At 60.9% G+C, this 22,691-nt stretch carries 24 protein-coding genes and 1 riboswitch; of the genes, 19 read left to right on the forward strand and 5 right to left on the reverse strand.

The window, feature by feature from the left end:
* Window positions 1–28: 28 nt before the first annotated feature.
* A complete protein-coding gene (locus B4F27_RS13875; RefSeq protein ID WP_005849439.1) occupies window positions 29–457 on the forward strand; it encodes an FKBP-type peptidyl-prolyl cis-trans isomerase in 429 nt (142 codons plus the stop codon).
* Window positions 458–553: 96 nt separating this feature from the next.
* Entirely contained in the window at window positions 554–1,666 is a 1,113-nt protein-coding gene (locus B4F27_RS13880; RefSeq protein ID WP_286759917.1) for a THUMP domain-containing class I SAM-dependent RNA methyltransferase, read from the forward strand.
* 97 nt (window positions 1,667–1,763) lie between these two features.
* Here the strand turns inward: B4F27_RS13880 and B4F27_RS13885 are convergent, their stop codons facing one another.
* The 3 genes from B4F27_RS13885 to fabA form a co-directional block, all read right to left on the reverse strand.
* On the reverse strand, window positions 1,764–2,555 hold the full coding sequence (locus B4F27_RS13885; RefSeq protein ID WP_074634663.1) for an enoyl-ACP reductase FabI: 792 nt from the start codon (window positions 2,553–2,555) through the stop codon (window positions 1,764–1,766).
* 9 nt (window positions 2,556–2,564) lie between these two features.
* The gene (gene fabB, locus B4F27_RS13890) at window positions 2,565–3,794 is read right to left on the reverse strand and encodes a beta-ketoacyl-ACP synthase I (RefSeq protein WP_005849436.1); all 1,230 of its coding nucleotides are present in this window, start codon (window positions 3,792–3,794) and stop codon (window positions 2,565–2,567) included.
* 177 nt (window positions 3,795–3,971) lie between these two features.
* On the reverse strand, window positions 3,972–4,481 hold the full coding sequence (fabA, locus tag B4F27_RS13895; protein WP_005849435.1) for a bifunctional 3-hydroxydecanoyl-ACP dehydratase/trans-2-decenoyl-ACP isomerase: 510 nt from the start codon (window positions 4,479–4,481) through the stop codon (window positions 3,972–3,974).
* A 193-nt stretch (window positions 4,482–4,674) separates the two neighbouring features.
* On the opposite strand from fabA, the gene irrA reads away from it, so the two are divergent.
* Entirely contained in the window at window positions 4,675–5,094 is a 420-nt protein-coding gene (gene irrA / locus B4F27_RS13900; protein WP_005849434.1) for an iron response transcriptional regulator IrrA, read from the forward strand.
* Between the two features lie 42 nt (window positions 5,095–5,136).
* On the opposite strand, the gene B4F27_RS13905 is transcribed toward irrA, so the two are convergent.
* Window positions 5,137–6,012 (reverse strand): glycosyltransferase family 2 protein, encoded by an 876-nt coding sequence (locus tag B4F27_RS13905; protein ID WP_009825129.1) that lies wholly within the window; start codon window positions 6,010–6,012, stop codon window positions 5,137–5,139.
* A 114-nt stretch (window positions 6,013–6,126) separates the two neighbouring features.
* Between B4F27_RS13905 and miaB the strand changes: the two genes are divergently transcribed.
* The 8 genes from miaB to metK all read left to right on the forward strand — a co-directional run bounded on the left by miaB (window position 6,127) and on the right by metK (window position 13,996).
* Window positions 6,127–7,446, forward strand: a complete 1,320-nt coding sequence (gene miaB, locus B4F27_RS13910) for a tRNA (N6-isopentenyl adenosine(37)-C2)-methylthiotransferase MiaB (RefSeq protein ID WP_286759918.1) — start codon at window positions 6,127–6,129, stop codon at window positions 7,444–7,446.
* Between the two features lie 220 nt (window positions 7,447–7,666).
* The gene (locus tag B4F27_RS13915; RefSeq protein ID WP_005849431.1) at window positions 7,667–8,242 is read left to right on the forward strand and encodes an OmpA family protein; all 576 of its coding nucleotides are present in this window, start codon (window positions 7,667–7,669) and stop codon (window positions 8,240–8,242) included.
* A gap of 15 nt (window positions 8,243–8,257) precedes the next feature.
* Window positions 8,258–8,569, forward strand: coding sequence for a hypothetical protein (locus tag B4F27_RS13920; protein ID WP_005849430.1), 312 nt, complete (start codon window positions 8,258–8,260; stop codon window positions 8,567–8,569).
* Between the two features lie 154 nt (window positions 8,570–8,723).
* Window positions 8,724–9,713: a PhoH family protein gene (locus B4F27_RS13925; RefSeq protein ID WP_286759919.1), complete on the forward strand. Its 990-nt coding sequence runs from the start codon at window positions 8,724–8,726 to the stop codon at window positions 9,711–9,713.
* Between the two features lie 67 nt (window positions 9,714–9,780).
* Window positions 9,781–10,305, forward strand: a complete 525-nt coding sequence (gene ybeY / locus B4F27_RS13930) for an rRNA maturation RNase YbeY (RefSeq protein ID WP_286759920.1) — start codon at window positions 9,781–9,783, stop codon at window positions 10,303–10,305.
* Between the two features lie 20 nt (window positions 10,306–10,325).
* Window positions 10,326–11,234, forward strand: a complete 909-nt coding sequence (locus B4F27_RS13935; RefSeq protein ID WP_037944697.1) for a hemolysin family protein — start codon at window positions 10,326–10,328, stop codon at window positions 11,232–11,234.
* Window positions 11,234–12,751, forward strand: coding sequence for an apolipoprotein N-acyltransferase (gene lnt, locus B4F27_RS13940; protein ID WP_286759921.1), 1,518 nt, complete (start codon window positions 11,234–11,236; stop codon window positions 12,749–12,751). Before B4F27_RS13935 ends, lnt begins: the two co-directional genes overlap by 1 nt.
* 8 nt (window positions 12,752–12,759) lie before the next feature.
* A riboswitch (SAM-SAH riboswitch) is annotated at window positions 12,760–12,807 on the forward strand.
* A gap of 4 nt (window positions 12,808–12,811) precedes the next feature.
* Complete coding sequence (metK, locus tag B4F27_RS13945) at window positions 12,812–13,996, forward strand: methionine adenosyltransferase (protein ID WP_005849425.1); 1,185 nt, start codon at window positions 12,812–12,814, stop codon at window positions 13,994–13,996.
* A gap of 66 nt (window positions 13,997–14,062) precedes the next feature.
* Here the strand turns inward: metK and B4F27_RS13950 are convergent, their stop codons facing one another.
* Window positions 14,063–15,673, reverse strand: coding sequence for a BCCT family transporter (locus B4F27_RS13950; RefSeq protein ID WP_286759922.1), 1,611 nt, complete (start codon window positions 15,671–15,673; stop codon window positions 14,063–14,065).
* Between the two features lie 200 nt (window positions 15,674–15,873).
* On the opposite strand from B4F27_RS13950, the gene trmB reads away from it, so the two are divergent.
* The 8 genes from trmB (at window position 15,874) to B4F27_RS13990 (ending at window position 22,685) form a co-directional block, all read left to right on the forward strand.
* On the forward strand, window positions 15,874–16,575 hold the full coding sequence (gene trmB / locus B4F27_RS13955; protein WP_235183805.1) for a tRNA (guanosine(46)-N7)-methyltransferase TrmB: 702 nt from the start codon (window positions 15,874–15,876) through the stop codon (window positions 16,573–16,575).
* Window positions 16,576–16,667: 92 nt separating this feature from the next.
* Window positions 16,668–18,020, forward strand: a complete 1,353-nt coding sequence (gene aroA, locus B4F27_RS13960; protein ID WP_037944692.1) for a 3-phosphoshikimate 1-carboxyvinyltransferase — start codon at window positions 16,668–16,670, stop codon at window positions 18,018–18,020.
* Window positions 18,020–18,634 carry a (d)CMP kinase gene (locus B4F27_RS13965; RefSeq protein WP_286759923.1) on the forward strand — a complete coding sequence of 205 codons (615 nt, stop codon included), beginning with the start codon at window positions 18,020–18,022 and terminating at the stop codon, window positions 18,632–18,634. The genes aroA and B4F27_RS13965 overlap by 1 nt, the downstream gene beginning before the upstream one ends.
* Window positions 18,635–18,726: 92 nt before the next feature.
* Window positions 18,727–19,104: a rhodanese-like domain-containing protein gene (locus tag B4F27_RS13970; protein ID WP_009825118.1), complete on the forward strand. Its 378-nt coding sequence runs from the start codon at window positions 18,727–18,729 to the stop codon at window positions 19,102–19,104.
* A 315-nt stretch (window positions 19,105–19,419) separates the two neighbouring features.
* Window positions 19,420–21,096, forward strand: coding sequence for a 30S ribosomal protein S1 (gene rpsA / locus B4F27_RS13975; RefSeq protein ID WP_235183804.1), 1,677 nt, complete (start codon window positions 19,420–19,422; stop codon window positions 21,094–21,096).
* Between the two features lie 275 nt (window positions 21,097–21,371).
* Window positions 21,372–21,656: an integration host factor subunit beta gene (ihfB, locus tag B4F27_RS13980; RefSeq protein ID WP_005849411.1), complete on the forward strand. Its 285-nt coding sequence runs from the start codon at window positions 21,372–21,374 to the stop codon at window positions 21,654–21,656.
* Window positions 21,656–22,006 carry a LapA family protein gene (locus tag B4F27_RS13985; protein ID WP_009825117.1) on the forward strand — a complete coding sequence of 117 codons (351 nt, stop codon included), beginning with the start codon at window positions 21,656–21,658 and terminating at the stop codon, window positions 22,004–22,006. The genes ihfB and B4F27_RS13985 overlap by 1 nt, the downstream gene beginning before the upstream one ends.
* A gap of 34 nt (window positions 22,007–22,040) precedes the next feature.
* The gene (locus tag B4F27_RS13990) at window positions 22,041–22,685 is read left to right on the forward strand and encodes a phosphoribosylanthranilate isomerase (protein ID WP_286759924.1); all 645 of its coding nucleotides are present in this window, start codon (window positions 22,041–22,043) and stop codon (window positions 22,683–22,685) included.
* Window positions 22,686–22,691 lie beyond the last annotated feature (6 nt).

Here is a 22,691-nt window from a genome sequence, read left to right on the forward strand (position 1 = left end):
ATTTTCCCTTTATGGATCGGAGCTTTCTATGACGCAGGTTAAATCCGGCGATACTGTTGCTATTCACTACACTGGTACCCTGCTTGACGGCAGCACCTTCGACAGCTCGGAAGGGCGCGAGCCTTTGGAGTTCACGGTCGGGTCCGGCCAGATCATCCCCGGCCTCGACAGCGCGATGCCCGGCATGGAAGTCGGCGACAAGAAAGTCGTCAAGATCGGCAGCGCAGAGGCCTACGGCGATGTGAACCCCGAGATGCGTCAGGCCGTGCCACGCGAAGGCATCCCTGCGGATATCCCGCTGGAAATCGGCACGCAGCTGCAGATGCAAACCCCGGACGGGCAGGCGATGCCGGTGATGGTTGTCGAGGTTGACGACGCCACTGTGACCCTTGACGCCAACCACCCGCTGGCGGGCAAAGACCTGCAGTTCGACATCGAACTGGTAAAAATCGCCTGAACTACGCCCATACAGTCCGGCGCTTTTGATCGCGCCGGACTGTCTTGTCCTAAGAAACCGCTCGAAACCTCGCGCGCCGCGAAGTAAGCAGCGGTTATGGACAGTCAAAACACCTTCGACATTTTTATCGTGGCCACCCCCGGTCTGGAAGACATGCTTCTCGCCGAGGTGACAGAGAAAGGCTTTGCCAATCCTGTGGCCTCGCCCGGCGGGATCACGGTGCAGGGCGGCTGGCCCGAGGTCTGGCGCGCGAACCTGCACCTGCGCGGTGCCTCGCGCGTGCTGGCGCGGATCGGGTCCTTCATGGCGTTCCATCTGGCGCAGCTGGACAAGCGCGCGCGCAAGTTCCCCTGGGGCGATGTGCTGCGAGCCGATGTGCCGCTACGGGTGCAGGTGACCACGAAAGCCTCTAAAATCTATCACGCCGGTGCCGCGACGCAGCGGATTGAAACCGCCTTGCGCGAAAGTCTCGGGGTTACGATCTCGCCCGAGGCGGCTCTCGTGCTCAAGGTCCGGATCGACGACAATGTGGTGACCATCAGCCTCGATACCTCGGGCGATGCGCTGCACAAACGCGGCCACAAGGAAGCCGTGGGCAAAGCGCCGATGCGCGAAAACCTGGCCTATCTGATGCTGCGTCAGGCGGGGTACACGGGCACCGAGACGGTGGTCGATCCCATGTGCGGTTCAGGGACCTTCGTAATCGAGGCGGCCGAGATCGCCATGGGCCTCAACCCCGGCCGCTCGCGCCATTTCGCTTTCGAAGACCTCGCGAGCTTTGACGCTGCCCAATGGGCCGCCATGCGCGACACCCCCACCACATCCACGCCGCTGCGTTTCTATGGTTCTGACCGTGACGCGGGTGCCGTCCGGATGAGCCGTATGAATGCCGAACGGGCAGGGGTGGCCGATGCCGTGACCTTCGAAAACCACGCCGCGGGCGAGCTGACCCCGCCCGATGCCCCCCCCGGCCTCGTCATGGTGAACCCACCCTACGGTGGGCGCATCGGCAACAAGAAACTGCTTTATCCGCTTTATGGTACGCTCGGCCAAACGCTGCTGACCCGCTTTAAAGGCTGGCGCGTTGGCCTCGTCACGTCCGAGCCGCCCTTGGCCAAAGCCACGGGCCTGCCGTGGAAACCCCAAGGCCCTGCGATCGCCCATGGCGGCATGAAGGTCTGGCTCTACCAAACCCCGCCCCTGCGCTAAACGCGACGCCCTATTTCCAAATGGTCTGAAATCCCGGGGTCCGGGGCAGAGCCCCGTAAATAGAACTTTGTGGCAGCGCCCCGGTCCGCCAGTACCGTCAAAGATGCTCGGCTTGCGGCATCCCCAGCACATGGAACCCGCCGTCGACGCGGATGATCTCGCCCGTTGTACAAGCCCCGGCATCCGAGGCCAGATAGACCGCGGTCCCGCCAACCGCTTCCAACGTCGCATTGGCGCGCATGGGGGCGTTTGTGTCGGTGTGCTTATAGGTCTTGCGCGCCCCGCCAATCGCGGCACCGGCAAGCGTTTTCATCGGGCCGGGGCTGATCGCGTTGACGCGGATGCCTTCGGGGCCCAGATCATTCGCCAGATAGCGCGTGGCGCTTTCCAGTGCGGCCTTTGCCACGCCCATGACGTTGTAGTTGGGCGTCACGCGGTTGGATCCCATATAGGTCAGCGTCAGCAGGGTGCCGCCATTCTCGACCATCAGCGGGTGCGCACGGCGGGCGATCTCGATGAAGGAGTAGGCTGAGATATCCATGGAGTTCTTGAAGTTCGCGCGACTGGTGTTCAGGAAGCGGCCAGTCAGCTCGGACTTGTCGGAAAAGGCGATGGCGTGGACGACGAAATCGATCGTTGGCCAACGCGCGCCCAATTGGTCAAACGCGGCATCAAGCGAGGCGTCGTCGGTGACATCGACATCGACCATGAAGTCCGACGCTACACTCTGCGCCAGAGGTTCGAGACGCTTCCCAAAGGCCTCGCCCTGATAGGTGAACGCCAGTTCCGCACCGGCTTCGGCCATCGCCTTGGCAATGCCCCAAGCGATGGAGCGTTCGTTCGCGACACCCATGATCAGGCCGCGTTTTCCTTTAAGCATGTCTGACATCTGCTGCCCTTACTCTTGGAATTTGGAAAGGATCATCGATCCGTTGGTGCCGCCGAACCCGAAGGAGTTGGTCATCACCGAATCTAGGCCGGCATTGTCCACACGCTCCAGCGCGATTTCGGACGGGTCCAGTTTCGGGTCCAGATCAACGACGTTGATGGACTTGGCGATAAAGTCATTCTTGAGCATCAGCAGGCAGAAGATCGCCTCGAGCGCGCCGGCGGCGCCTTGGGCGTGGCCGGTCATCGACTTGGTCGAGCTGACGGGGGGCGTGCTGCCTTGGCCAAAGACGCGACGGACCGCTTCGATCTCGCCCACGTCGCCGACAGGTGTGGAGGTGCCGTGCGCGTTGATATAGCCGACCTTGCGGCCCTCGGGCAGGGTTTCCAGTGCCAAGCGCATGGCGCGTTCGCCGCCCTCGCCGGACGGGGCCACCATGTCATGACCATCGGATGTCGCCGCATAGCCGGTGACTTCGGCATAGATCGTGGCACCGCGCGCCTTGGCGTGCTCAAGCTCTTCGAGCACCAGCATACCGCCGCCGCCCGAGATGACGAACCCGTCGCGGTTGGCGTCAAAGGCGCGGCTCGCGGTTTCGGGGGCGTCGTTATATTTGCTGCTCATCGCGCCCATGGCGTCGAACAGGCAGGACAGCGTCCAGTCAAGCTCTTCGCCGCCGCCAGCGAACATCACGTCCTGTTTTCCCAGCATGATCTGTTCCGCCGCGTTGCCGATGCAATGCAGCGAGGTAGAGCAGGCCGAGGTGATGGAATAGTTGATGCCCTTGATCTTGAAGGCGGTGGACAGGTTCGCGCTGACGGTGGAGGACATGCATTTCGGCACGGCAAACGGTCCGATCCGCTTGGTCGCGCCGGTGTCGCGTACCACGTTATGTGCGGTGAACAGCGCTGATGTCGACGGCCCGCCAGAGCCCGCCACAAGGCCGGTGCGCGGGTTGCTGATCTGGTCTTCGCTCAGGCCCGCATCCGCGATGGCTTGCTGCATGGCGATATAGGCATAAGCCGCACCGCCGCCCATGAAACGCAGCGCGCGTTTGTCGATGTGGTCGGCCACATCAATCTTGAGCGTCCCTGCAACGCGGCTGCGAAAGCCGTGCTCTGTCATTTCGGGGCTGGCGACGATGCCGCTGGTCCCGTCTTTCAGCGATGCCAGAACTTCTTCTGCATTGTTTCCGATGGACGAGACAATTCCCAATCCTGTGACGACGACGCGGCGCATGGGCTGCACTCCCTTAATCTGTGTGGGGCGGGTGCCCTCTTGATGCTGCGCGGCCCGCACGCTTGTCGCGGGGCCGCACGTTCGTTACCCGTTTGCCGCCTATGGGGCGACAAATCAAGTCATCAGTCTGTCTGGATGATCAGCAAGGTGATCCGAGCGATGATCTGACGGGTGGGCTTAGCTCTCGCTTAGCGCGACCTTCATGTCCTTGACCTGATAGATCACTTCGCCGTCGGCTTCGACGATGCCATCGGCAACGCCCATGGTCAGGCGGCGGGTCTGGATCGCTTTGGTAAAGTCGATCTTGTAGGTCAGCATCTTGCGGTCAGGGCGTACCATGCCGGTCAGCTTCACTTCGCCCACGCCAAGCGCATAGCCGCGCCCCTGCCAGCCGCGCCAGCCCAGGTTAAAGCCGGTCAGCTGCCACAGACCATCCAGGCCAAGGCAGCCGGGCATGATCGGGTTGCCGGGGAAGTGGCAGTCAAAGAACCACAGGTCCGGCGTGATGTCGAATTCCGCCGTGATGTGGCCTTTGCCATGGGCACCGCCATCGGCGGAGACGTCTGTGATCCGGTCCATCATCAGCATCGGCGGGGCGGGCAGCTGCGCATTGCCTTCGCCGAAAAGCTCGCCACGGGCGCATTTGAGCAGGGCTTCTTTGTCAAAGCTGGTGGGGTAGTCGGCCATATTATCGCGGCTCCTGAGGGCTGAATTTCAAATCCCGGCAGGTTTAGCATTGCGCGCCGCAGGCCCGCAAGGGCGCAGGCACACCGCATTTACGCGACGGCGAAAGGCGGCGCTGGCAAGAGTTTCCGGATTTCCGTTTGAAAACCGCCCCCATTGCCCCTTATATATAGCGCATGAGAGGTACTTATAGCCAATGACCCAAACAACACAGCAGATCAGTTCTGAGTGGCTTGCCAAGGCGGGCCTGCGCCCCACGCGGCAGCGCATGACGCTGGCGCATCTGTTGGTGGGCGACGGTCAGCACCGCCATGTCACCGCCGAAAGCCTGTTTGACGCGGCCAAGGGGCAGGGCGATGCCGTGTCGCTGGCAACCGTCTACAACACCCTGCGCGCCTTTTGCGACGCGGGGCTGATGCAGGAAGTCACGGTTGACGGGTCCAAAAGCTATTTCGATACCAACACCCATGATCACCCCCACTTTTTCTGGGAGGATGAGGCACGCCTGTCCGATGCGCCCTCTGACCAATTGGTGATCGCGCAACTGCCCGACGCCCCCGAAGGGGCCGAGATCGCCTCGGTCGATGTGGTGATCCGTCTGCGCCGCAAGGGCTAGGGTCGTTCGGTCTGGGGCACGGTTTTTACCGGTCCCGTGCGTTCAGAACCACTGCCCCGGTTCCATCAACCCCAGATCCAGCAGTTGGCGAGAATGCCATTCAAACGGCGCGGAGTTGTGCCATTTGAAGCTGGCGATACTATCCCTGCTGCCCGGGTTGGACTTGAGCGCCTTGGCCGTGCGGAAAGAACAGATCGACGCCGTGATATTGTGGTGCCACGGGCAGGCGTAGGTGTTGTATTCTTCATCCGTGAAGGTGTGATCGTCCCGCATCCGCAAGCCGGGCTTGGCGCGGAACAGCGAGATACGGTCGATCTTGCGCCGCGCGGCGGGCACATGTTCCTCGAACCGCCAACGCAATCCGCCAAAGAAATCAAGCTGCCGTTCCTTGGGATGGTTGTCCGGCGTGCCGTCAGGCCGCGCCAGCGCGTAATAGCCGGACCGGTCCAGAAAGGCGTTGTCCAGCGATACCGCGTTCGGGGCGGCACCTAGATCATCTGCATAAAGATCAACGACATAGGTGAGCATTGCGTCGCGGCGCTCTTCCGTGTGAAAGGCCAGCAACTCCCCCACGGTGCGCGTCTCGCAGAAAGGGTAGAACAGATATTCGGCGTTGTAGCAGGTATAAAGCCATTGCCCCGGTGCGGCCTCGATCACGGCGTTTACGGCATTTTCCAGCGCGCCCTCGCGGTCCATGTCGTAGTCCACGCGCAGCACGCCTTTGCTTTCGGCGACATCACGGGCCAGCGCGAAGCTGGCGGGCATAAAGGCGACAACGGTGGCAAAGCCAAGCTGCTGGTGGTGGCGCAGCGTCGTCTCGATCTCTATCGCGTCCTCGACCATGATGAGGGCAATAGGCCCCTTGCTCAGCACCGCTTTGCTGTCACTGATAAAATGGTCAAGACTGCGGTACTGCATGACACCCCGGCTCTATTTGTACTGTGCCCTAAATCTGTCAAATCGGGACGCATTGCAAGAGAACGCTGGCGCTGTTAGACCGCGCTTTTGCACCTTTGATCAACGGACCCTGCCATGACCGCGCCAAAAAAGCTGTTCATCAAGACCTACGGCTGCCAGATGAATGTCTACGACAGTGAACGTATGGCCGAGTCTCTGGGCGATAACTACGTCGAGACAAAGACCGCAGCTGACGCCGATATGATCCTGCTGAACACCTGTCACATCCGTGAAAAGGCAGCAGAAAAAGTCTATTCCGAACTGGGCCGCCTAAAGCCTCTTAAGGAACTGAACCCCGATCTGAAGATTGGCGTCGCAGGCTGCGTGGCGCAGGCCGAAGGGGCAGAGATCATGCGCCGTCAGCCGGCCGTCGATCTGGTCGTGGGGCCGCAATCCTATCACCGCCTTCCCGCGATGGAGGCGCGCGTGCGCTCTGGCAAAACCGCGCTTGATACGGATTTCCCCGAAGAAGATAAATTCGAAAAGCTGAAAGGCCGCGGCAAAGCGACGCGTGCGCCTTCTGCGTTTCTGACCGTGCAGGAAGGCTGCGACAAATTCTGCGCCTTCTGCGTGGTGCCCTATACCCGCGGGGCCGAAGTCTCGCGCCCCGCGACTCGCGTGCTGACCGAAGCGCGCGAACTGGTAGAACGCGGCGTGCGCGAAGTCACCCTGCTGGGTCAGAACGTCAACGCCTATCACGGCGTGGGGGAAGAGGGGGCGGATTACACGCTTGCCCGCCTGATCAAGGAGTTGGCCAAGATCGACGGGCTGGAGCGTATCCGCTACACCACCAGCCACCCCAACGATATGGACGATGCGCTGATCGCCGCCCATGGCGAGATCGACAAGCTGATGCCCTATCTGCACCTGCCCGTGCAATCCGGCTCGGACCGTATCCTCAAGCGGATGAACCGCAGCCACACCGCCGAAAGCTATCTGCGGCTGATCGAACGCATCCGCGCCGCGCGCCCCGATATCGTGATGTCGGGCGATTTCATCGTCGGCTTCCCCGAAGAAACCGACGCAGACTTCGAAGCCACGATGGCGCTCGTCCGCGAGGTGAAATACGGCTACGCCTATTCGTTCAAATACTCGACCCGTCCCGGCACCCCCGCCGCCGAACGCCCGCAGGTAGAGGCCGCCATAGCCGACGAACGCCTCCAGCGCTTGCAAGGGCTGATCACCGGTCAACAGCGCGAGATCCAGAACAGCATGGTGGGGCGCGATGTTTCTGTTCTTGTCGAAAAAACGGGCCGCGAGGCGGGGCAGATGGTGGGGAAATCCGAATACCTCCACTCTGTGCATATCGACGAGGCGCAGGCCGAAATTGGCGACGTTGTCCGCGTCAGAATCGTTGATGCCAAAACCAATTCGCTGACGGCGCGTCAGATTTAGGTGTCACCGGTCGCGATTTGCCCGCAATGATTGTAGACCAAAACGACTGCAATGGCCGGAAAATGGCGTAAGTGTGGCAGTAATATAGTAAATATGGCCGCATTCGCGCTTCACAGAAGCGCGTTTACCTCTTAATCTCACAACATATAGCGGACGACCGTGGTGCCTGGGGTATCTGTGGGTCTTCTGGCTGGGGGACAGTAAGAAAAGGACGAGGGCTGTGTTTAATACAATTTCCAAGGGGCTACGGCTGTTTGCGGGCACGATGATTGCCGCAACATTCGTGCTTCAGGCATCTGCTGCCGATGCACAAACAAGATCTCAACAGGGCCGCGACAAGGGCCAGTATATTCCAACGATCTGGGTTGACCCCGATGGGTGTGAACATTGGGTCATGGATGACGGTGCCGAAGGCTATATGACACCGCATGTCACCCGTCAGGGTATTCCGGTCTGCCGCCGGGGTAACGTCTGCGGCGTGATGAATACGGACCAGTTTTTCAACACCGACAGCTACCGTGTGCACCCGCAGGGCCGCGCCCGTCTGGCTGAATTCTTCAAGACCACGGGTGCCGTGTCCTATATCATCAGCGGGCACACAGACAGCCGCGCGTCGGATGCCTATAACATGAAGCTGTCGCTGAACCGTGCCAATGCGGTTGCCAGCATCGCCCAGCAATCGGGGGCCCGCATCGCGGATGTCCGTGGCTATGGCGAACGGATGCCAGCGGCGTCCAATGGCACAGCGGGCGGTATGGCCAAGAACCGCCGCGTCGAAATCATCTGCATTCGCTAAGGGGACAGTAACGTGATGAAAGCTAAGATTATGATGGTCACCGCCTGCGCCCTGACACTGGGTGCCTGCGCTGACTACGAAGGCCGGGGCTATCCCGCCGATAAAACCGTCGACCGTGGCTTTGACAAAAAGCACCTGAGCCAGCTTCAGGCCGGCATCTGGGTCGATCCCAACGGCTGCGACCACTGGATCATCGACGACGGCGTCGAAGGCTACCTGAGCCAGCGACTGGACAAATACGGCAAGCCGGTCTGCTCTGGCGTGGCCCAGCCCACATATACGGCGGGCGACTTCAAAGGCGGCTCGCGCGTCCGAGATCCCAACTGATCTTGCGACCACTCCTGCACATAGGATCGGGCCGGCGCGTTTTACGCTCCGGCCCTTTTTTGTCGGCCCAAAGGGGTACATAGTTTGAATATGGGACCCATATTAATTTAAAGACACCTCCAATTAGGAAAACGCTTTGCCATCTAGTGACACAATGACGCCTCCCGCTTCTCACGCGCAGCAGCTCGAATTTCCGGACAACCGGCTTCTGATCGATCTCTGCGGCCCCTATGACGCCAACCTGACCGCCGTAGAGACGGCGCTTGAGGTCCAGATCGTGCGTCGGGGCAACCATCTGTCGGTGATGGGAGAGGAAGACGCGACCAGCCGCGCGGCCTCAGTGCTCGAAGGGCTTTACGCCCGTCTGGAAGGCGGACGCAGTGTGGAGCCCGCCGATGTTACCAGTTTGCTACGCATGGGCGATTCAGCGGCTGGGACGGGGGTGCGCCCGGGCGACCAGATCGAGATGCCGAATTTGGGCGGCGTCGAAATTCAGACCCGCAAGAAACGCGTCGAACCCCGCACCCCTGCGCAGAAAGCCTATGTGCAATCACTGTTCGACAACGAACTGGCCTTCGGCATCGGCCCTGCCGGTACGGGTAAAACCTATCTTGCGGTGGCCGTCGGCGTGTCGATGTTCATCGGGGGCCACGTGGACCGTATCATCCTGTCGCGTCCTGCCGTTGAGGCGGGGGAGAAACTGGGCTACCTGCCGGGTGACATGAAGGACAAGGTCGATCCCTACATGCAGCCCCTTTATGACGCGCTGAACGATTTCTTGCCCGGTAAACAACTGGCCAAACTGATCGAAGAGAAAAAGATCGAGATCGCGCCGCTCGCCTTCATGCGCGGGCGGACCCTGTCCAACGCCTTTGTTGTGCTGGACGAAGCGCAGAACGCGACCTCGATGCAGATGAAGATGTTCCTGACCCGTCTGGGCGAAGGCTCGCGGATGGTGATCACCGGTGACCGGACCCAGATCGACTTGCCACGCGGCGTGCCATCGGGTTTGCAAGACGCGGAACGGCTGCTCAAGACGATCCCCAAGATCAGCTTTAACTACTTCACCTCGAAAGACGTGGTGCGCCACCCGCTCGTGGCCGCGATCATCGAAGCCTATGAAGCAGATGCAGGCCACGCGTGATGCCCGGCTGCTTCATTTTGCCAGATAAACTCCGGGGGGCCGGGGGCTGGCCCCCGGTGGGGCGCTGATGCAGGCGCTCGACGTGATAGAGGAAGACCCCCGTTGGGCCGGTCTGGACCTTGATACCCTATGCCCCCGCGCGATGCGCGCCACTTTGGCGCATCTGTCGCTGGATGCCGACACCGCCGAGGTGACGGTGCTGGCCTGCGACGATGCACATATCGCCACGTTGAACGCAGATTTCCGCGACAAGCCCACGCCGACGAATGTGCTCAGCTGGCCCGCCGACGAACGCGGAGCCGCGCGCGACGGCGAACTTCCGCTGCCGGTCACGCCGGGGTTCGACAATATGCTGGAACTGGGCGACATCGCGATTTCATATGACACCTGCCACGCCGAGGCAGAGGCCGCAGGCCGCCCGATGGCCGATCACGTGACCCATTTGATCGTGCACGGGCTGCTTCACCTGTTGGGGTATGACCACGAACGGGACGGGGATGCGACCCTGATGGAACGGTTAGAGGTAGAAATACTTGGCAAATTGGGGTTGGATGACCCATATAGAGACGACGCAGTGCAACCGCCTGCCTAAACACATAAAGACAGGACCCGATGGGCGACACAGACGGATCATCTGAGGCGGCGCAGAGCGCGCAGTTGGAAGACATCATACCGGCCTCCGAGGCCGAAGAAACCGAAGACACCCCGAAATCCGGTGGCTTCTTTTCCCGGGTCATGGGCGCACTTAGCGCGTCGGACAACGAGGAAGAGGAGGAGATCACCGCGGCACAGACTGACAGGCTGTCGACCCGCGGCATGATGAACCTGCGCCGGATGCGGGTGGATGATGTGGCGGTGCCCAAGGCGGATATCACCGCCGTGCCGGTGACCTCGACGCTGGATGAGCTGGTCGGCGTGTTCAAGGACAGCGGTCTGACGCGCCTGCCGGTGTATGACGGCACGCTCGATACCCCCGTTGGCATGGCCCACCTCAAGGATCTGGCTCTGACCCACGGATTTAATGGCCGAAACACCGAATTTGACCTTCAGGCGATGCTGCGTCCCTTGCTGTTCGTGCCGCCGTCCATGACCATTGGCGTCTTGCTGACCAAGATGCAGGCCGAACGGCGCCATATGGCGCTGGTTATTGACGAATACGGCGGCGTCGACGGGCTGGTCACGATCGAGGATCTGATCGAACAGGTCATCGGCGAGATCGAAGACGAACACGACGTGGACGAAGGCAAATATTGGACGGTCGAAAAGCCCGGCTGCTACCTTGCGCTGGCCAAGACGCCTCTGGATGATTTCGAGGCCGAGATTGGCCATTCGCTGACCGACCACGATGATGTCGACGAAGAAGAGATCGACACCCTCGGCGGGTTGGTCTTCATGCTGTCGGGACGGGTGCCGGCACGTGGCGAAGTGGTCGTGCATCCCGATGGCCCCGAGTTCGAGGTGATCGACGCCGATCCGCGCCGGATCAAGCGTTTGCGCGTGCGTATGGCCGGATCTCACTGATGACTTTGCGTAGTGCCGCTTGGATGCGGTTCGGGGCCGCGGTGCTTGCGGGCGTTGTCGCCGCCTTTGGGCAGGCGCCGTATGACCTGCCGCTGGTCTTGCTGGCTGCACTTGCGGCTGTTCTGTTGATCTACCGCTTTGCTGCGACGCCTCGGCAGGCCGCAGCGCTCGGCTGGGGCTTTGGCTTTGGCTATTTCTTGCATGGATGGTCTTGGCTGATATCGCCCTTCATGGTCGACCCTGAACGCTATGCCTGGATGGCACCTTTTGCTGTGGCGGGGCTGACGGGCGGTTTGGCCTTGTATTGGGCTTTGGCGTTCTACGTGTCCCGCCGGTTGTCGGCACAGGTCAGGCCGCTGATCTTCGTCCTGCCCGCCGCCGAAATGCTGCGCGGTTATCTGTTCACCGGCTTCCCGTGGGGGATGTTCTCTCAGTCTTTGGTCAACCATTGGCCCGGGCAGGGGCTTGCGCTGGTGGGGCCCTACGGCATGACCCTTGCCTTTGTCGCGCTGGCTGTGGCGATGGTGCAGCGCGCGCGGGGCACATTGCTGCGGCAGGGCGCTGTCTGGGGCGCGCGGGTCTTGGGCGTGGCGGCGTTGACGGTGCCCTTTGGAGGGCGCGACGCTCCGGTTACCGACCATATGATCCGTATGGTGCAGCCGAACGCGGCGCAGAAAGACAAATGGGACCCCGTCAAAATCCCCGAATTCTTTGATCGCCAGTTGGCGCTGACAGCTGCGCCGTCTGCGCAGGGGGATGCGGCGCCTGATCTGATCCTCTGGTCCGAAACCGCCATCGCATGGCCGCTTGATTTGGCCCATGGCGCGCTGACCTATATCAGCGAAGCCGCCGCCGGTACGCCTGTGGTGCTGGGGGTGCAGCGGCGTGACGACATGGCCTATTACAATTCGGCCGTGGTGCTGGGGCCAGACGCCGAGGTTGTGCAGACCTATGACAAGCACCACCTCGTGCCCTTTGGCGAATATATCCCTTTTGGCGATCTGTTGGGCCGTATCGGTCTGCGCGGCATGGCGGCGCAGTTTGGCAGCGGGTTTTCCTCGGGTCCGGGGGCCGCGCTGATGGATCTGGGGCCCTTGGGCCAGGCGCTGCCCCTGATCTGCTACGAGGCCGTCTTTGCGCGGGACGTTAACGCCGCACCTGCGCGGCCTGCGTTCTTGATGCAGCTCACGAATGATGCGTGGTTCGGCAAGGGGCAGGGGCCGTTGCAGCATCTGGCTCAGGCCCGGATGCGCGCGATAGAGCAAGGTCTGCCCATGGCACGCGTCGCCAACACGGGCGTTTCGGCGATGATTGACCCCTGGGGCCGCATCACAAAGAGTTTGGCCCTGAACGAGGCAGGCTTTCTGGATGCCCCTCTGCCCGCTCCACGCCCTGCGACACCCTATAGCAGATGGGGCGAATGGCCGTTTCTTTTCATCACTTTGGCGGGGTTTGCCCTTGTTATCCTGCGCCGACGACGCAACTTAAAGTTTGACCAAAGGGGCAGGCAAAGCTAAGCCCCGTTAATCGGCCACAACGGCTTCCTGACGTGGCTAAGAAATCTATTGGAGCACTAAATGTCCCGCAAAAACTACACGTTCACTTCGGAATCCGTTTCCGAGGGCCACCCGGATAAGGTCTGCGACCGGATTTCCGACGCCGTACTTGATGCCTTTCTGACCGAAGAACCCGAAGCGCGTGTCGCAGCGGAGACCTTTGCGACCACCAATCGCGTGGTCATCGGCGGCGAGGTTGGCCTGTCGAACAAGGACAAGCTGGATGAATACCTTGGCAAGATCGACGGCATCGCCCGCGCCTGCATCAAGGACATCGGCTACGAGCAGGATGAATTCCACCACGCCACCTGCGAGATCACCAACCTGCTGCACCCGCAGTCGGCACATATCGCGCAAGGCGTGGATGCGTCAGGCGACAAGGAAGAGGGCGCGGGCGATCAGGGCATCATGTTCGGTTTCGCAACCAACGAGACGCCAGAGCTGATGCCGGCGCCGATCCACTATGCCCATGCGATCCTGCGCCGTCTGGCCGAGGTGCGCAAAGACGGGACAGAGCCGACATTGCGCCCCGACGCCAAAAGCCAGCTTTCCGTGCGCTATGAAGACGGCAAGCCTGTTGGCGTGTCCTCGATCGTCTTGTCGACGCAGCACGCCGATGCAGGCCAGACCAGTGCCGACATCCGCGACATCGTCGAACCCTATATCACCCAGGTTCTGCCCGAAGGCTGGATCACCCCCGACACCGAATGGTGGGTGAACCCGACGGGGACCTTTGTCATCGGCGGCCCTGACGGCGACGCGGGCCTGACCGGGCGCAAGATCATTGTGGATACTTATGGCGGTGCGGCACCGCATGGGGGCGGCGCGTTCTCGGGGAAAGATCCGACGAAGGTTGACCGCTCTGCCGCCTATGTGGCGCGCTATCTGGCGAAAAACGTCGTGGCTGCCGGTCTGGCCGAAAAGTGTACGATCCAGCTGAGCTATGCCATCGGCGTGTCCAAGCCTCTGTCGATCTACTGCGATACCTATGGTGGCGACGCGGATGTCACGGATGCGGCGATTGAAAAGGCGATCCGCCAGATCATCGACCTGACACCGCGCGGCATCCGCGAGCATCTTCAGTTGAACCGCCCCATCTTTGAACGCACCGCGGCCTACGGCCACTTTGGTCGCGCACCCGAAGCGGATGGCGGCTTTAGCTGGGAAAAGACCGATCTGGTCGATGCGCTAAAAGCTGCGCTGTAAACACATGCGTCATGGCACAGGAAAGGGCAGCCCCAATGGGCTGCCCTTCTGCGTTGGTGGGGGCTGCTATAGATCCCCTAGACCGGGGCGTTTGCCGATAGAGACGTGGTCGATATCTTCGGTCCGGAACCCCTTGATCAGCGAGGGGATCATCGCAAAGACCAGCAGGAAGATGGGCAAGCCGACGACCGTGATCACCTGTTGCAAAGCGGTCAGCCCCAAATCGCCTGCAAGGATCAGCAGCATCGCGGCGACCAGCCCTTCGGACACACCCCAGAACACCCGCTGGCGGGTGGGGCCGGGTTCAGGCGAACCGGTGCACAGCATGTCGACAACCAGCGATGCGGAATCCGAGGATGTTGCAAAGAAGATCGCCACCACCAGTATGGCGATACCCTGCACAATATCGGCGAAAGGGAAGCTTTCGAAAAACGCGAACATGGCAAGCGGGACGGAATCAGCCACTGCGGCGCTCAGCGAACCGGCCTGCGCGCCAAGAGCCGTGCGCGCGGCGGTGCCGATGCCGTCAATCTCCATCGCTTGCCAGCCGAAGATCGAGAACCAGATCAACGTGAACAGCGACGGCCCCAGCAGCACGCCAAAGACGAACTCCCGTATCGTGCGTCCCCGCGAAATCCGCGCGACGAAAAGCCCGATGAAGGGCGACCACGTGACCGTCCAGGCCCAGTAGAACACCGTCCAGCTGCCCTGCCAGCCCCAATCCCCATTCGAGGGGTTGGTATCGGCAAGCATATCATTCCAGAAGGCGAGCCGTGGCAGGTTGCTTAGGTACAGGCCAAAGGTCTCGACCATGCCGCGCAGCAGGAACAGGGTCGATCCGGTCACCAGCACAAAGACCATCAACGCCACGGCCATGCCGATATTGAGGTTGGACAGCAGCTTCACCCCCTTGTCGAGCCCCGCCACGATAGACACCACGGCTACGGCTGTCAGCGCGATCAGGATGCCGACCTGAAGCGGCACGCCGTCGTCCCACCCAAATAGCGCCGACAGACCCGCTGCGATCTGCGATGACCCCAACCCAAGCGAGACCGCGACGCCGAACAGCGTGCCGAGGATCGACGCAATGTCGATCGCCTTGCCCCAAGGGCCGTGGATGCGCTCTTTCAACAGCGGGTAAAAGACCGAACTGACCCGCACGGGCAGATCATAGCGGTTGATGAAATAGGCAAAGGCAAGACCGGGCAGCGCGAAGATCGTCCAGGTGTGCAGCGCAAGGTGGTATGTGGCGATAGAGATGGCGTCTTGTGCGGCCTGTTCCGTAAAAGGTTCAACGCCGGGCAGGGGCGGGTCCGAAAAATGGCTGATCGGCTCTGCCACGCCCCAGAACATCAGCACGGTGCCGATGCCGCCCGCGAATAGCATGGTGAACCACGACAGGTTTGTATAGTCGGGGCGGCTGTCGCGCGGGCCAAGGCGGATATGGCCGTGACGGCTCATCGCGGCCCAGATCAGAAAGCCCAGCCAGACGTTGACGCCAAGAATAAAGAACCACCCCAGATGTGATACGATCCAAGCGCGGCCTGTAGCGAACGCATCCCCGATAGGTTCAGGGGCAAGGACAAGAGCCAGTACAAATAGGGCGGTACACAGGGCGGAAACAAAGAATATCGTGGGATCCGTTCGTAGTCCTAGTCGGCTTGCCAGTTCCCGCATTCGCATGTCCTCCGCTGCATTATTATCGGTTCTTGGTCAGGTAGAACCCTGTAGCTCAACGTAAAGTCTTCGTGATCGTTCCGGGTTTGCTGCGCCTCAAAGGGGCGGCACCGCCGTTGCGCATGGGGCGCGTTGGCTTTTGCGGCGCAGGATTACGCGAAATGTTGCGCCCGTCCCCCGCGCAGGCTAAAGCCAGCGCCATGACACATCCTGAACGCCCCCGCCGCAATTTCTACGGTCGCCTTAAAGGCAAATCGCTTAAGCAAAGCCAGAAAGGCTATATCGAAGAGGATCTAGAGGCGCTGTCGCCCGGTCCTGTCGATTGGGACGCGAACCCCGACCGTACACCACTAGACCTGCCGACGCTGTTTGGCGGCAAGCCCGTCTGGCTTGAAGTCGGCTTTGGCGGCGGCGAACATATGGTGCATCAGGCGGCGCAAAACCCTGACGTAGGCATCATCGGCTGCGAACCTTACATCAACGGGGTCGCGATGCTGTTGGGCAAGATCCGCCGCGCGGGTGTCGATAACGTGGCGATCCACCCCGGCGATGCACGCGATATCTTTGACGTGCTGCCAGAGGCGTCGATTGACCGCGCTTTCCTGCTGTACCCTGATCCGTGGCCGAAAACGCGCCACCACCGTCGTCGCTTTGTGACGCCGGAACATCTTGAGCCGCTGGCAAAGGTGCTCAAGCCCGGCGCGATCTTTCGCGTTGCCACGGACATCGAAGACTATGTGCGCCAGACGCTTGAGCAGGTGCCACGCCACGGGTTCGAATGGCTGGCGGAACGCCCCGGCGACTGGAAAGAGCCGTGGGGCGACTGGATTTCTACCCGCTACGAACAAAAAGCCCTGCGCGAGGGGCGCGTGCCGCACTACCTGACTTTCCGCAAGACCTGAGCGGGCGGGCGCGGGCCAAGAACGCTGGCAATGGACGGGGCGGGATCGCTGGTTTAAGACGGGCTTTCAGGAAGTTTTTTTGAGGGTTATCCATGTCCAGCCACGCCACGCCCGTCCCGATGACCTCTACCGCTTGCGGCCCGCTGTCCGGCGTGGCCGAGGTGCCGGGGGACAAGTCGATCTCGCACCGGTCCTTGATTTTGGGCGCGATGTGCATTGGCGAAACCACCATCAGCGGATTGCTTGAAGGCGACGACGTGCTGGACACGGCCAAGGCGATGCAGGCCTTTGGCGCGGAAGTCACCAATATGGGCGGCGGCAACTGGTCTGTGCGCGGTGTGGGCGTGGGCGGTTTCGCAGAACCGGACGGGGTGATCGATTGCGGAAACTCGGGCACAGGGGTGCGCTTGATCATGGGGTCAATGGCGACCTCCCCCATCACCGCGACATTCACCGGCGACGCCAGCCTGAACGGCCGCCCCATGGCGCGGGTCACCGATCCGTTGGCCTTGTTCGGCACGCAATCTGTCGGGCGCAAGGGCGGACGCTTGCCCATGACCATCGTGGGGGCGGCTGACCCGGTGCCCGTGCGCTACACCGTGCCAGTGCCGTCCGCACAGGTGAAATCCGCCGTCTTGCTGGCAGGGCTGAACGCCCCCGGCAAGACCGTCGTGATCGAGGCCGAGGCCACGCGCGACCATACAGAGCGGATGTTGGCGGGCTTCGGTGCCGAGATCTCGGTGGAAGACACGGATGAGGGCCGTGTGATCACCCTGACCGGCCAGCCAGAGCTACAGGCCCAACATGTTGATGTGCCGCGCGATCCGTCCTCGGCTGCGTTTCCGGTCTGTGCCGCCTTGATCGTGCCGGGATCCGACGTGCTGGTGCCGGGGATCGGGCTGAATCCGACACGGGCAGGGCTGTTCACCACGCTGCGCGAGATGGGGGCCGATCTGACCTATGAGAATGAGCGGACGGAGGGCGGCGAGCCTGTCGCTGACCTGCGCGCCAAATTCTCGCCCGACCTCAAAGGGATCGAGGTGCCGCCGGCGCGTGCGGCGTCGATGATCGACGAATATCCGGTGCTTTCTGTCGTGGCCGCCTTTGCGCAGGGCCAGACCATGATGCGCGGCGTGAAAGAGCTGCGGGTCAAAGAAAGCGATCGGATCGACGCGATGGCCAAGGGGCTGCGCGCCAACGGGATCGAAGTGGACGAGGGCCCCGATTGGTGGGCGGTCACCGGACGGGGGCACGGGAACGTGCCGGGCGGTGCCACCTGCGCCAGCCAGCTGGACCACCGCATCGCGATGTCCTTTATGATCCTTGGCATGGCCGCAACCTCGCCTGTCAGTGTGGACGACGGGTCGCCGATCACCACGTCTTTCCCGATCTTCGAGCCGCTGATGAAACGCCTTGGCGCGGATGTGGCGCGGGGGGATGCGTGATGCTGGGCTTTACCGTTGCGATTGACGGGCCGGCTGCGGCGGGCAAGGGCACTGTCGGGCGCGCTGTTGCGGCGCATTTCGGTTTTGCGCATCTGGACACTGGCCTGCTGTATCGCGCCGTAGGGGCGAAAGTGCTGGAGGGCATGACCGCCGAAGAGGCCGCTTTGACCCTGCAAGCCGATGATCTTGAGAATGACCAACTGCGCACCAACGCCGTGGCAGAGGCCGCGAGCCGCGCGGCCGCGATCCCCGCTGTGCGGGCCGCCTTGGTCGATTTCCAGCGCAGCTTTGCCATGCGGGCAGGGGGCGCGGTGCTGGATGGGCGCGACATTGGCACGGTGATCTGCCCCGATGCGCCGGTCAAGCTGTTCATTACCGCCACGCCCGAGGTCCGTGCACAGCGCCGCTTTGCCGAGCTTAGCGCCAAGGGGGCCGAGGTCACGCTGGAAGGGGTGCTGGCCGATGTGCAGGCCCGCGATGCCCGCGACAGCACCCGCGCCGAGGCACCGCTGAAGCCAGCCGAGGATGCAGAGCTGATGGATACCTCGACCATGGATATCGAAACAGCCGTGGCCCGCGCCATCGAACTGGTGGCCGTACGTAGAGGTGACTAGACGCGGCGGAACGAATATCGGCGCCTGACGTTGGTCTGGGACGTGCCTGGCGATAGGCTGGGCACGATAGGAATAAACAAGAGGTGCTGACTATGAAGACCGCTCAAGACTATCTCGACGCTGCGAATGCCGTTGTCCCCAAGATGGACGCCAAGGACGCGATTGCGAAACATGCCGAAGGCAAGGGTGTCTTTATCGACGTGCGCGATTCCGGCGACATCGCCAAAAGCGGGACCATCAAGGGCGCGCATCGTGTGCCGCGCGGCATGATCGAATTCCGCGCCGACCCGAACAAGGAAGAGATGTATAACCCGATCTTCGAAAAAGACGCCGAGATTTACCTGATCTGCGGCGCAGGCGGTCAGGCCGCGCTGTCAGGTAAGACGCTGCACGACATGGGCTATACCAATGTCACCAACATCGGCGGTTTCCCCGGCTGGAAAGACGCGGGCGGCCCTACCGAAAGCTGATACCACATTGCGCGGATGACGGAATGGACAAGGGCAGGCTACGGTCTGCCCTTTTTGCTGACATCGCCCTGTATGAAGCTGTATGAACAGGGGTTCACCCGTGCCGGCCCTTGCCTTTGCCCCGAAACAGGGCTATACGCGCGACTGTCTAAGGGGCGGATACACGTTTCGGGCGCGAGATATCAGGCAGGGTCGGTTTCATCCGGCCCTCTTTGTTTTGCGGATCGAATCCCATCGCGGATGACAATTTTAACCACAGACCGGCGGAGACAACCGCGCGGCCAGAAACCAAATGCTAAAGGAAAATCAAGCTACATGGCTATGAACTCAATGGAAGACTTCGAAGCACTTTTGGAAGAAAGCTTTGAAATGGACACGCCCGAAGAGGGCTCTGTTGTCAAAGGCAAGGTTATCGCGATCGAAGCGGGCCAAGCTATTATCGACGTAGGCTACAAGATGGAAGGCCGCGTTGAACTGAAAGAATTTGCCGAGCCTGGCGAAGCACCCAAAGTGGAAGTCGGCGACGAAGTCGAAGTATTCCTGCGTCAGGTAGAAAACTCCCGTGGCGAAGCTGTCATCTCGCGCGAGATGGCCCGTCGCGAAGAAGCCTGGGACCGTCTGGAAAAAGCCTATGCCGCAGAAGAGCGCGTTGAAGGCGCGATCTTTGGCCGCGTTAAAGGTGGCTTTACCGTTGATCTGGGCGGCGCAGTTGCCTTCCTTCCCGGTTCCCAAGTTGACGTGCGCCCCGTGCGCGATGCCGGCCCTCTGATGGGTCTGAAGCAGCCGTTCCAAGTTCTGAAAATGGACCGTCGTCGTGGCAACATCGTTGTTTCGCGTCGTGCAATCCTTGAAGAATCCCGTGCCGAACAGCGTGCCGAAGTTATCGGCAACCTGACCGAAGGTCAGGAAGTTGACGGTGTGGTCAAGAACATCACCGAATACGGTGCCTTCGTTGATCTGGGCGGTGTTGACGGCCTGCTGCACGTCACAGACATGGCATGGCGTCGTGTGAACCACCCATCCGAGATCCTGTCGATCGGCGAAACCATCAAGGTTCAGGTCATCAAGATCAACAAAGAGACGCACCGCATCTCCTTGGGTATGAAACAGCTGCAAGAAGATCCATGGGATCTGGTTCAAGCCAAGTACCCGCTGGAATCCACGCACACTGGCCGCGTCACCAACATCACCGATTACGGTGCGTTTGTTGAGCTGGAGCCAGGCGTTGAAGGTCTGGTTCACGTTTCCGAAATGTCCTGGACAAAGAAGAACGTACACCCCGGCAAGATCGTTTCCACCAGCCAAGAAGTCGAAGTCATGGTTCTGGAAATCGATGGCGCCAAGCGTCGCGTTTCCCTTGGTCTGAAACAGACCATGCGCAACCCATGGGAAGTGTTTGCTGAAACACACCCAGAAGGCACCGAAGTTGAAGGCGAAGTCAAAAACATCACCGAATTCGGTCTGTTTGTTGGCCTGCCAGGCGACATCGACGGCATGGTTCACCTCTCTGACCTGAGCTGGGACCAGCGCGGCGAAGAAGCGATCCAGGACTACCGCAAAGGTGACACGGTTCAGGCCGTTGTTTCCGAAGTTGACGTGGAAAAAGAACGCATCAGCCTGTCGATCAAGGGTGTGGGCGGCGACAAGTTCGCAGAAGCAGTGGGCGGCGTGAAGCGCGGTTCCGTTGTGACTGTGACCGTGACCTCCATCGAAGACGGTGGCATCGAAGTCGAATACGAAGGTATGAAAGCCTTCATTCGTCGCTCCGATCTGTCGCGTGACCGTGCCGAACAGCGCCCCGAGCGTTTCTCGGTTGGTGACAAGGTTGACGTCCGCATCACCAACGTTGACGCGAAAGCGCACCGTCTGGGCGTGTCGATCAAAGCACGTGAAATCGCAGAAGAGAAAGAAGCAGTCGAGCAGTATGGCTCCTCTGACTCCGGCGCATCCTTGGGTGATATCCTGGGTGCCGCTCTGAAAGGCGACGAATAAGCCTTAGCGCTTGTTGCACAGATCAGGGGCCTCGCAGTGCACACTGCGGGGCCCTTTTTCGTTGCGAATCGCAATCTGTGGCGAGGGGCAGGGAAGGGCGGCTGGCAGCGCTGTTCCGGGTGGTTGCGTGAAATGTGACTAAAAAATGACTGGAAAACAGCGACTTCCCGCTACTTAATCGCAATAATAGAAATATGCATGACTTCACGAACGCGTTTGGTTTGCTATAGTCCCATCTAGTTAAGACATTAATTGCGCACCTCGGAGGACGTTAAATGATCCGGTCAGAACTGATCCAGAAGATTGCCGACGACAATCCCCATCTCTATCAGCGCGACGTGGAACGGATCGTAAATACCATCTTCGAAGAGATCACCGGCGCGATGTCCGACGGTGATCGGGTAGAGCTGCGCGGCTTTGGTGCCTTTTCAGTGAAAAAACGTGACGCCCGTGTGGGCCGGAACCCTCGCACTGGGGAAACGGTTCATGTAGAAGAAAAGCACGTGCCGTTCTTCAAGACCGGTAAACTGCTTAGAGATCGTTTAAACGGGAATTCCTAATGCGTTATGTTCGCTACCTCTGCATCGCAATCTTCGCCATTGCACTGATCGCGGTTGCCTTGGCCAACCGGTCTATGGTGTCGCTGAAGTTGCTACCGACCGAGGTATCGGGCTGGTTCGCGTTGAACCCTGAAATTCAGGTGCCGCTGTTTATTGTCATTCTGGGCAGCATCATCGCCGGTCTGCTGGTGGGTTTCGTCTGGGAATGGATCCGCGAATACGGCCAGCGTGCCGAAGCCGCACGTCAGGCCCGCGAAATGCGCCGTCTGGAGCGTGAAGTCGCACGCCTGAAAGGCGAGAAATATCAGGACCAGGACGAGGTTCTGGCGCTGCTGGATCAAGCAAGCTAAGCGGGCCTATGCCCCTTAGCGCAGGAAATATCCGATGACCCAAAATTTGCACGTGAAATTCTGCGGCTTGCGCAGCACGCAGGATATTGCGGCGGCCGCTGCGGCCGGTGCGCGCTATGTCGGCTTTGTTTTCTTTGAAAAATCCCCCCGGCACGTCACGATTGATCAAGCCGCTGAACTGGCCATAGAGGTGCCAATTGGGCTGTGTAAGGTCGCGTTGACGGTCAACGCGGATGACGCCTTTCTGGACGCGCTGACGGCCGCTGTGCCAATTGATATGCTGCAGCTACACGGCAAGGAAACGCCCGAGCGTGTCGCCGAGGTCAAGGCGCGCTATGGGCTGCCGGTGATGAAGGCGGTCGGCGTGGCCGATGCAGATGACCTGCCACAGATTGATGCCTATATGGCCGTGGCAGACCAGATCCTGATCGACGCGAAACCGCCCAAAGGGGCAGCGCTGCCCGGTGGCAATGGATTGTCGTTTGACTGGCGCCTGATCGCAGATCGCACATGGGACAAGCCGTGGATGCTGGCGGGGGGGCTGACCCCTGACAATGTGGCTCAGGCCGCTCGTATGACCGGCGCACGGCAGGTAGATGTCTCTTCCGGTGTGGAACGCGCGCCGGGTGTAAAGGACGCAGGGCTGATCGCGGCATTCGGAAACGCCGCGAAGGTCTAGTATTGG

Source organism: Sulfitobacter sp. UBA1132, assembly GCF_002311545.1.
GTDB lineage: Bacteria > Pseudomonadota > Alphaproteobacteria > Rhodobacterales > Rhodobacteraceae > Sulfitobacter > Sulfitobacter pontiacus.

Bases quoted from the DNA above. Each gene is read 5' to 3' on its own strand.
- fabB (WP_005849436.1), bottom strand. From the start codon at position 3,794: ATGCGCCGCGTCGTCGTCACAGGATTGGGAATTGTCTCGTCCATCGGA.
- B4F27_RS13880 (WP_286759917.1), top strand. From the start codon at position 554: ATGGACAGTCAAAACACCTTCGACATTTTTATCGTGGCCACCCCCGGT.
- B4F27_RS13950 (WP_286759922.1), bottom strand. From the start codon at position 15,673: ATGCGGGAACTGGCAAGCCGACTAGGACTACGAACGGATCCCACGATA.
- B4F27_RS13970 (WP_009825118.1), top strand. From the start codon at position 18,727: ATGAAGACCGCTCAAGACTATCTCGACGCTGCGAATGCCGTTGTCCCC.
- B4F27_RS13925 (WP_286759919.1), top strand. From the start codon at position 8,724: ATGACGCCTCCCGCTTCTCACGCGCAGCAGCTCGAATTTCCGGACAAC.
- rpsA (WP_235183804.1), top strand. From the start codon at position 19,420: ATGGCTATGAACTCAATGGAAGACTTCGAAGCACTTTTGGAAGAAAGC.
- B4F27_RS13920 (WP_005849430.1), top strand. From the start codon at position 8,258: ATGAAAGCTAAGATTATGATGGTCACCGCCTGCGCCCTGACACTGGGT.
- irrA (WP_005849434.1), top strand. From the start codon at position 4,675: ATGACCCAAACAACACAGCAGATCAGTTCTGAGTGGCTTGCCAAGGCG.
- trmB (WP_235183805.1), top strand. From the start codon at position 15,874: ATGACACATCCTGAACGCCCCCGCCGCAATTTCTACGGTCGCCTTAAA.
- B4F27_RS13885 (WP_074634663.1), bottom strand. From the start codon at position 2,555: ATGTCAGACATGCTTAAAGGAAAACGCGGCCTGATCATGGGTGTCGCG.
- B4F27_RS13985 (WP_009825117.1), top strand. From the start codon at position 21,656: ATGCGTTATGTTCGCTACCTCTGCATCGCAATCTTCGCCATTGCACTG.
- ihfB (WP_005849411.1), top strand. From the start codon at position 21,372: ATGATCCGGTCAGAACTGATCCAGAAGATTGCCGACGACAATCCCCAT.
- B4F27_RS13905 (WP_009825129.1), bottom strand. From the start codon at position 6,012: ATGCAGTACCGCAGTCTTGACCATTTTATCAGTGACAGCAAAGCGGTG.
- B4F27_RS13935 (WP_037944697.1), top strand. From the start codon at position 10,326: ATGGGCGACACAGACGGATCATCTGAGGCGGCGCAGAGCGCGCAGTTG.
- fabA (WP_005849435.1), bottom strand. From the start codon at position 4,481: ATGGCCGACTACCCCACCAGCTTTGACAAAGAAGCCCTGCTCAAATGC.
- aroA (WP_037944692.1), top strand. From the start codon at position 16,668: ATGTCCAGCCACGCCACGCCCGTCCCGATGACCTCTACCGCTTGCGGC.
- lnt (WP_286759921.1), top strand. From the start codon at position 11,234: ATGACTTTGCGTAGTGCCGCTTGGATGCGGTTCGGGGCCGCGGTGCTT.
- B4F27_RS13875 (WP_005849439.1), top strand. From the start codon at position 29: ATGACGCAGGTTAAATCCGGCGATACTGTTGCTATTCACTACACTGGT.
- B4F27_RS13965 (WP_286759923.1), top strand. From the start codon at position 18,020: ATGCTGGGCTTTACCGTTGCGATTGACGGGCCGGCTGCGGCGGGCAAG.
- ybeY (WP_286759920.1), top strand. From the start codon at position 9,781: ATGCAGGCGCTCGACGTGATAGAGGAAGACCCCCGTTGGGCCGGTCTG.
- miaB (WP_286759918.1), top strand. From the start codon at position 6,127: ATGACCGCGCCAAAAAAGCTGTTCATCAAGACCTACGGCTGCCAGATG.
- metK (WP_005849425.1), top strand. From the start codon at position 12,812: ATGTCCCGCAAAAACTACACGTTCACTTCGGAATCCGTTTCCGAGGGC.
- B4F27_RS13990 (WP_286759924.1), top strand. From the start codon at position 22,041: ATGACCCAAAATTTGCACGTGAAATTCTGCGGCTTGCGCAGCACGCAG.